The following is a 7,317-nucleotide window of genomic DNA, read 5'->3' as shown; positions in this document are numbered from 1 at the left end:
CAGGCGGCGCGCGCAATCACCCCCAGCTGCAGCCGCAGGGCCAGCTCCCAGCTGGCCGGATGGGCCCGGGCTGCCGCCCCCAGCCGTCGCACGGCGGCGGGCCGGTCGTGGCCGGTGGGGGAGCGGCCATCGGTGCTGGCCAGATAGAGCACGCCATCGAAGGCCACCGCCTCCAGGGCGAGTGGCACCAGGGCCGCCGGACAGCCGAAGGCATCGAGGTCGATCAGATCGAAGCGCTCCTGCCGGATCAGGGCCTCCGCCAGCAGGGCCTGGACGGTGCGGATCGAGATCGTCAGCTCCACACCACGGGCCGAGAGATCCGCCAGGTTGCGCTCCAGCAGAGGCCGGCGATCGGGGTCGGCATCGTTGGCCCACACCGATGTGGCCCCGGCTTCAGTGCCGTAGCGCAGGGCCCGGATGCCGGAGCCGGCCATGCCATCGAGCACCCGCAGGGTTCCCGTTCCCCGCCGCGCAAGCCAGGCCGCCAGCAGCACACCCAGATCGCGGGAGGGGCGCGACTCGGGCCGAAAGAAACCGCCGCCCAGATCCAGCTCCACCGCCCCTTCCCGGTGGAGCTGGGGGCCATGACGCTGGGGTGACTCGGCCGTGGGATCGCAGGCGTGCGATCTGCTCATGGGCATGGCGCTGTCATGGCGTCAACCACGGGAAGACATGAGCCATGGGAAGACAGCAGCCATGGGAAGGCCTCAACCGGCCAACAGGGCCTCCTCGTCGACGGCATCGATCTGTTCGGGCCTGAGAAACTGCTCGGCGTAGCGCTTGTAGACCCCGGAGCGGATGAACAGGGCGAAGAGCTCAGGATCGATGTGCTGATCCTTGCGCATGAAGGTCATGATCTTCAGCGCCTGCGACAGCGTCTTCATCGGTTTGTAGGGCCGATCGGCCGCCGTGAGTGCCTCGAAGATGTCGGCGATGGCCATCATCCGTGCCACATCACTCATCTCCTCCTTCATCAGGCCCTTGGGATAGCCGGTGCCGATCAGGGTTTCGTGGTGGCCGCCCGCCAGCTCGGGCACATCCTTCATGTGCCGCGGGAACGGCAGGGCCGAAAGCATGCGGATGGTGTGGATGATGTGCTCGTTGATCTTGTAGCGATCCTCTTCGGTGAGGGTGCCGCGCGAAATCGAAAGATTCTTCAGTTCGCCCCGGTCGTAAAGCAGCTCCGGCGGCTGCAGCTTGAATCCCCAGGGGTTGTCCGGATCCAACCGATCGCTCGGCAGCCGTTCGATGCGGTGATCGGGCCGGTCGGCCAGCAGCGGCTCCTCCACCGGCAGAGTGGGGGCGGCCAGCAGCTGCTTACGCCGCAGTTCCTCGTCGGAGATGCCGAGCCGGTCATCCAGGGTGCGCAACCAGGTGCGTTGCGCAATGGAGTGCAGCCGCTCGATCCGATCAGGCGCCAGAAACTCTCCGCCCTGATTGCACGCCGCCACGAAGGCGAAATCCTGATCGAGGTGCTGGAGGTCGCTATCGCGCTCGACGGCCAGCTCGTCGGCCCTGCCGCCCTCCAGCAGGCCCTGGTAGTAGCGGATCCAGGCATCGCGCTTGAGCACCTCGAAGCGCATCCGCACCTCATGGATGCGGTCGTAAAGGGTCTCGAGCTTGGTGGCCTTGTCCACCACGTACTCAGGGGTGACCACCTTGCCGCAGTCATGCAGCCAGGAGGCCACGTGCACCGCCTCCCAGCGATCCTCCGAGAGGGAGAACGCAGCGAAGGGACCCTCGGTCTCCTCGCAGGCGGCCTGGGCGAGCATCTTGGTGAGTTCCGGCACCCGCTTGCAGTGGCCGCCGGTGTAGGGACTCTTGGCATCGATCGAGCCGGCGATCAACTCGATGAAGGCCTGGAACAGAGCCTTCTGGGCCCGGATCAGCTGGCGGGTCTCCAGGGTGGTGGCCACGGTGCTGGAGAAGGCCTCCATGAAGGCCACCCGCTGGTCCGAGGGGGGAACCCTGAACCACAGCAGCAGCATGCCGAGCAGGTCGCCCGAACGGCTCTGCAGCGGCAGGCTCACGTAGGGCACGTTGTCCACAGCCATCGCCCCCGCGAACCTGCGCTCCATCGCGGAGCCTTCGGCAGAAATCCGGCCGGTGGTGGCCCGGCGGCCACTGGCCTTGCCCACCAAAAGCCGCCGGATGTCGGCCAGGGGAAAACGGGGCAGCGTATTGGGCAGGGTCTCGCCGGCCGCATTGCGCAGCAGCTCCGGATCGAGCTGCTTGTCGTCATCGAGGTTGAGGAACAGGGCGCCGCCCTGGGCGCGGCTGTTGGCGATCGATTCGTCGAGCACCCGGACCAGCAGCCGCTCGAAATCCGGTTCCGCCGCAATGGCGGCACTCACCCCGAGGAAGCGGCGGATCGTGCCCTTCATCGCCTCGAAGCTGGTGGCGAGCTCATCGATTTCAGTCACCACCGACTCCACCGTGCGGGGCGCATCGAACTCGAAGTTCTGCACTGCCTGGGCCTCCAGCGCCAGGCGTCGCAGCTGTCGGGTCACCAGCCGGGCAATCAGCCACACCAGCGGAGAGGCCACCAGCAACACCAGGAAGGCTGTGAGCACGGCGGTCTGCTGCAGGCGCCGCGCGCCGGCGAACAACTGCTCTGTGGGGATGGCGATGGCCAGGTAGGTCTGGGTCTGATCCACCTGCACAGCCCGGGCCAGGGCCACCTCCCACCCTTCGCCATCGACGCGCAGGGTGGTGGTGAGGAGCTGATCGCCGTAGCCGAGGGACTGACGCAAGGCAGGGAACTGCTCACCGATCCGAGCGAACACCGGGGTTGTGGCATCCGCCAGGCGGTTCATGCCCTCAAGGGTGCTGGGCGTTCCCGCCCGGAACGCTCCGTAGCCCGCCTCGTTGAGGGCCACCACATTGCCCTGGGGGCCCACCAGGGCCAGCTTCACCTGCTTGAGATGCCCCAGGGATCGGCCCAGTTCCAGCAGCGCATCGCTGGCCTGGTCGATCGGCAGATCCGCCCCCACCACCGTGGCGCTGCCTGGCACCCGTTCCGCCAGGCTGATGCCCAGTCGGCCGGTGGTACCAAACCGATACACCGGGGTGGCCACTGGGCCGGAGCTGTCGAGGGCGGCGCGGTACCAGGGCCGCTGCCGGGGATCGAAGCTGGCGGAGAGCGGATCGGGGCGGATCTCCAGCTGGCGGAAGGCACCATCCAGCACCACCTGCTGGGTGCGGATCCGGCCGTTCGACTCCCGACTGCCGATCTGGGCCAGAAAAGCAGCCTCGGCAGGGAGCCGGAAGTCGGTGCGGTCGACCTCGGAGCGGATGCGCCGCAACTGCAGCCGCTCCCCATTGCCGTAGCCCAGGTAATACGACGAGATTGCCGGGGTGGCCTCCAGGGCCTGGCGCAGCACCTTGAGCCGCTGCAGCTGCCTCGGGAAGGGCTGCGGATCCTCCAGATCCATCAGCGCCGCAATCTGGCGCATGGCCACGGGGATGCTCAGCTTCTCCTGCAGCTGCCAGTCCATGGCACGGGCCAGGCCGGCCATCCGCGCATGGTTCAGATCCGTGACCAATCGGCGGGCGTGCTGGTACGACACCACGGCCACCGTGATGCCGGTGAACATCACCACCGGCAGGAAGAGGATCGACAGACCCACGTTGAACCGCACCCTGCGACGCGGCTGGCGCCAGGCCTGCCAGGAAACGCCTGGATGAGACTGGGTCATCGGCACCCCGAACGGAAAGGCAGGACTGGTGCTCCGCGGTGGAACAGCCATGGCGTTGCGTCCCGTCAAGGTAGGGGTGATCGCCGCCTCCCAGCCAGATACTCGGGCACCTCGACGACCCCTGAAGATGGGGTGATTCCGCTCGCCCACAGGACCCGTCATGGGAAGGTCGCGGCCATCGACGACGACGGGCGCGTCGACCGACTGGGGTGAGGCCGCCGTGTGGCGCTGGCAGGGGCTGGTGGTGCACTGGCGCTGGCTCGGCGATCGGCGGCATCCGCCCCTGCTGCTGGTGCATGGCTTCGCAGCCGGCAGCGGCCACTGGCGGCATAACGCCCCTGCGCTGGCAGACGCGGGCTGGTGCGTCTACGCCCTCGACCTTGTGGGCTTCGGTGCGTCCAGTCAGCCCGCAGCCGCCCCTGGACGGACCCTGGACAATCGCCTCTGGGCCCGACAGCTGCAGGCCTTCCTGGAGCAGGTGGTGCAGGCCCCGGCGGTTCTGATCGGCCACTCTCTCGGTGGTCTGGTGGCCCTCAGCTGCGCGGTGTACTTCCCCACCTGGGTGCGGGGCATGGTGGCAGCGCCCCTGCCTGATCCGGCCCTGCTGGCCGCGTCGGCAGCCATCCGACGGGAGACACCCTGCTGGCGCCGCCTGAAGCGCTGGACGGTACGCCTGCTCTGCCGTCTGCTGCCTCTGGAGCTGATCGTGCCCCTGCTGGCCCACTCCCCCCTGCTGGGGCTGGGGATCCAGAGCGCCTACCTGCTGCCGGTGCTCGACGACCTTGCCCTGCATCGGCTGATCGCGCTGCCGGCCCGCCGCCCCGGTGCCGCCCGGGCCCTGCGGGCGATGAGCGTGGGCATGGCCCTGCGGCCCCACGGCGCCACCGCTCCGGCCCTGCTGCAGCGCCTGCGGCAACCCCTGCTGCTGCTCTGGGGCCGCGACGATCGCCTCGTGCCGGCCCGGGTGGCGGAGCAGTGCCGGGCGGTCCGGCCCGAGCTGCCGCTGGTGCTGCTCGAGCAGGCGGGCCACTGCCCCCACGACGAACAGCCCGAGGCTTTTCATCAGGCGGTGCTCCCCTGGCTGGCTGCCCTGAGGTGATGCCCTGAGGTGATGCCCGGGGGTGCAGCCCTCGCCAGTGCCGGGAGGTGGACACGTAACTTGAGGCCAGCCTGCGGCCCTCGGCGCGCCCCGTGATGAAACACACCCTGTCGGTGTTGGTGGAAGACGAGTCCGGTGCGCTCAGCCGGATCTCCGGCCTGTTCGCCCGCCGGGGCTTCAACATCGAGAGCCTGGCGGTTGGACCCGCCAAAAAAAGTGGCGTCTCGCGTCTCACCATGGTGGTGGAGGGCGACAGCCGCACGGTGGAACAGATGACCAAGCAGCTCAACAAGCTGGTCAACGTGCTGGCCGTGACTGACCTCTCCACCATCCCATCGGTGGAGCGGGAACTGATGCTGCTCAAGGTGGCGGCCCCACCGGAGCAGCGCGCCGCCATCCTCGATCTGGTGCAGGTGTTCCGAGCCAACGTGATCGACGTGGGCGAAACCGCCCTCACCCTGGAAGTGGTGGGAGACCCGGGCAAGCTCGTGGCGATCGAGCAGATCCTCGAGACCTACGGCATTCTCGAAATCGCCCGCACCGGCAAGGTGGCCCTGGAGCGGGCCTCCGGCGTGAACACCGCCTACCTGAAAGTGACGGCCTCAGCCAAACGGGTGCCGGCCTGAGCATTCAGGCCCTCTCTCAGGGTTTGTCCGTCACCAGGGTGCCGCCCTCCACGAGCGTGGCTTTGACCAGCCGGTCGCCCTGCTGGATCTTGTCCACCACCTCCATCCCCTTCGTCACCCGACCGAACACCGCGTAGCGGCCATCCAGTTCCGGCAGGGCCTCCAGGGCCACATAGAACTGGGCGCTGGCGGAATTGGGGTCGTTGGAGCGGGCCATGGCCACGGCTCCTCGCTGGTGCACCAGGGCCAGCTGGCGCGTCAGGCTGGGGTTGGTGATCGGCTCGCCGTAGCGGGGTTCGGATTCGCCCTTGACCGTCAGCTCCAGGGGGATCAGCCTTGCCTCGCCGCTGCTGGGCTCGATGAAACTACCGGTGCCGTACTGGCTGGCCGGCACTTTCGGATTGGCGCTGAGCGGATCGCCCCCTTGCACCACGAAGGGCACGGGCTCCCGCACCACCCGGTGGAAGACGGTGTTGTTGTAGGTGCCCCGCTTCACCAGGTCCACGAAGTTGCCGGCGGTGAGGGGAGCGGCAGCGCCATCGAGGCTGATCTCCACCTCTCCCTTGGCGGTTTGCAGCCTCACCAGGGCAGTCCCACTCAGGCAAGCCGCACCCGAAACGCCGCAGCCCAGGGTCTGGGCGCGGGGCTCAGCGCCACAGGCCGACAGGACCCAGGGCAGCAGCACCAGCAGACCGGCGCAGAGGGAGCGACCCAGAACGCCCCTGAGGCGATCCCGCGTGCTGCCCTGCGGGCCACGGGTCACGACGGGGTGCCCCGATTCGGCAGCGAACCGATCACCGGAGAGAAGAACGGACGGATCAGCGGACGGATCCGAGCAGGGGGGGGAGAAATCCGGCATCAGCGAAGCAGCACAGCACAGGGGGTGGAAGCCTGGATCACTGCCCTTCGAGGGCTACCCCGAGGAAGCGGGCCAGCTGGGCACCCGACAATTCCAGGTCGGCCAGGGGGATGGGTTCACCCACGCGGGTGAGCGGCAGATCGCGTCGGCCCTGCACCTTCAGGGCCAGGCGGCGGCGGGGGTTGAGACCATCGCGCACATCGATCTTCACCGCCTGGATCTCCCGCAGAGGGATCTCGACGCGGATCATCTGGCGGAAACCGCGGCGCTCGATCGTGGCGGTGCCGGCACGGCGGTCGAAGCGGTTGACGCCAGCGCCCACGTCGATGCCGATCACCGACCAGAGGTAGGTGGCGAGCAACACGGCGGCGATGCCATACAGACCCATCACCAGACCCTGGGGCACCCACTCGAGCTCCGCCGGGTGGCCGATCGGCAGCAGGTCGATCCCCCAACGGCTGGAGGCACTGGTGAGCAGGAAACCGACACCGCCGGTGGTCACCACAGCCGCCACAAGAAGATTGGACCAACGCCTTGAGCCCAGCACCGGTTGCTCCAGCAGATCGGTGGGGCTGGTGACGGGGTTGGACATCGCGATGTGCGGGGCTTCGAAAGCCGCCATGCAGGAGCCAGGGTTCGGAGAGGCCATCTTGGCCCGCGGGCGGCAAGCCTGACGAACACGGTCTGCATCCGCCACACCGACGGACGCATGGGCCCAACCCCAGATCGAGATCGACCGAAAGCAGAAATACCTAGGCCCCTCAGAACCCTGCTCCGCCAAGGCATGTCAGCCCATTGCAGCCTGTCTCGCGCTGGCTGGGAACATTGTTACCATCGCCCGGTATCCCACACAGCTTCCGCGGGTTTCCCGCACCGTTTCTTCCCATGACGATTGCTGTTGGACGCGCGCCGCAGCGGGGATGGTTCGACGTCCTCGATGACTGGCTCAAGCGCGACCGCTTCGTATTCGTGGGGTGGTCCGGTCTGCTGCTGTTCCCCACCGCCTACCTGGCGCTGGGCGGCTGGCTCACCGGC

5 protein-coding genes and 2 pseudogenes are annotated in these 7,317 nt (G+C 68.1%); 3 read left to right on the top strand and 4 right to left on the bottom strand.

From position 1 onward, the window contains the following. Together VB777_RS09235 and VB777_RS09230 are read right to left on the bottom strand one after the other, a co-directional pair. Positions 1 to 635 (bottom strand): annotated as a pseudogene (locus VB777_RS09235) (N2,N2-dimethylguanosine tRNA methyltransferase); the annotation flags it as partial. Positions 636 to 707: 72 nt separating this feature from the next. Beyond that, entirely contained in the window at positions 708 to 3,698 is a 2,991-nt protein-coding gene (locus tag VB777_RS09230; protein ID WP_323248530.1) for an HD domain-containing phosphohydrolase, read from the bottom strand. Between the two features lie 160 nt (positions 3,699 to 3,858). On the opposite strand from VB777_RS09230, the gene VB777_RS09225 reads away from it, so the two are divergent. Then, positions 3,859 to 4,797, top strand: a complete 939-nt coding sequence (locus VB777_RS09225) for an alpha/beta fold hydrolase (protein WP_323248529.1) — start codon at positions 3,859 to 3,861, stop codon at positions 4,795 to 4,797. A gap of 95 nt (positions 4,798 to 4,892) precedes the next feature. Then, positions 4,893 to 5,423, top strand: coding sequence for an acetolactate synthase small subunit (ilvN, locus tag VB777_RS09220; protein WP_323248527.1), 531 nt, complete (start codon positions 4,893 to 4,895; stop codon positions 5,421 to 5,423). 16 nt (positions 5,424 to 5,439) lie between these two features. Here the strand turns inward: ilvN and VB777_RS09215 are convergent, their stop codons facing one another. Then, a complete protein-coding gene (locus tag VB777_RS09215) occupies positions 5,440 to 6,282 on the bottom strand; it encodes a peptidylprolyl isomerase (RefSeq protein WP_322757236.1) in 843 nt (280 codons plus the stop codon). Between the two features lie 37 nt (positions 6,283 to 6,319). Beyond that, positions 6,320 to 6,874, bottom strand: a complete 555-nt coding sequence (locus VB777_RS09210) for a photosystem I assembly protein Ycf4 (protein WP_323248524.1) — start codon at positions 6,872 to 6,874, stop codon at positions 6,320 to 6,322. Positions 6,875 to 7,167: 293 nt separating this feature from the next. On the opposite strand from VB777_RS09210, the pseudogene VB777_RS09205 reads away from it, so the two are divergent. Further along, positions 7,168 to 7,317: pseudogene (locus tag VB777_RS09205) on the top strand (photosystem II D2 protein (photosystem q(a) protein)); the annotation flags it as partial.

Origin of the sequence: Synechococcus sp. CCY9202, from assembly GCF_034931685.1 — a bacterium.
GTDB lineage: Bacteria > Cyanobacteriota > Cyanobacteriia > PCC-6307 > Cyanobiaceae > CBW1002.
This window is presented reverse-complemented; position numbering and strand designations above follow the sequence as displayed.

Coding starts and splice junctions, on each gene's coding strand:
- VB777_RS09215 (WP_322757236.1), bottom strand. CDS start 6,282: ATGCCGGATTTCTCCCCCCCCTGCTCGGATCCGTCCGCTGATCCGTCC.
- VB777_RS09225 (WP_323248529.1), top strand. CDS start 3,859: ATGGGAAGGTCGCGGCCATCGACGACGACGGGCGCGTCGACCGACTGG.
- VB777_RS09210 (WP_323248524.1), bottom strand. CDS start 6,874: ATGTCCAACCCCGTCACCAGCCCCACCGATCTGCTGGAGCAACCGGTG.
- ilvN (WP_323248527.1), top strand. CDS start 4,893: ATGAAACACACCCTGTCGGTGTTGGTGGAAGACGAGTCCGGTGCGCTC.
- VB777_RS09230 (WP_323248530.1), bottom strand. CDS start 3,698: ATGACCCAGTCTCATCCAGGCGTTTCCTGGCAGGCCTGGCGCCAGCCG.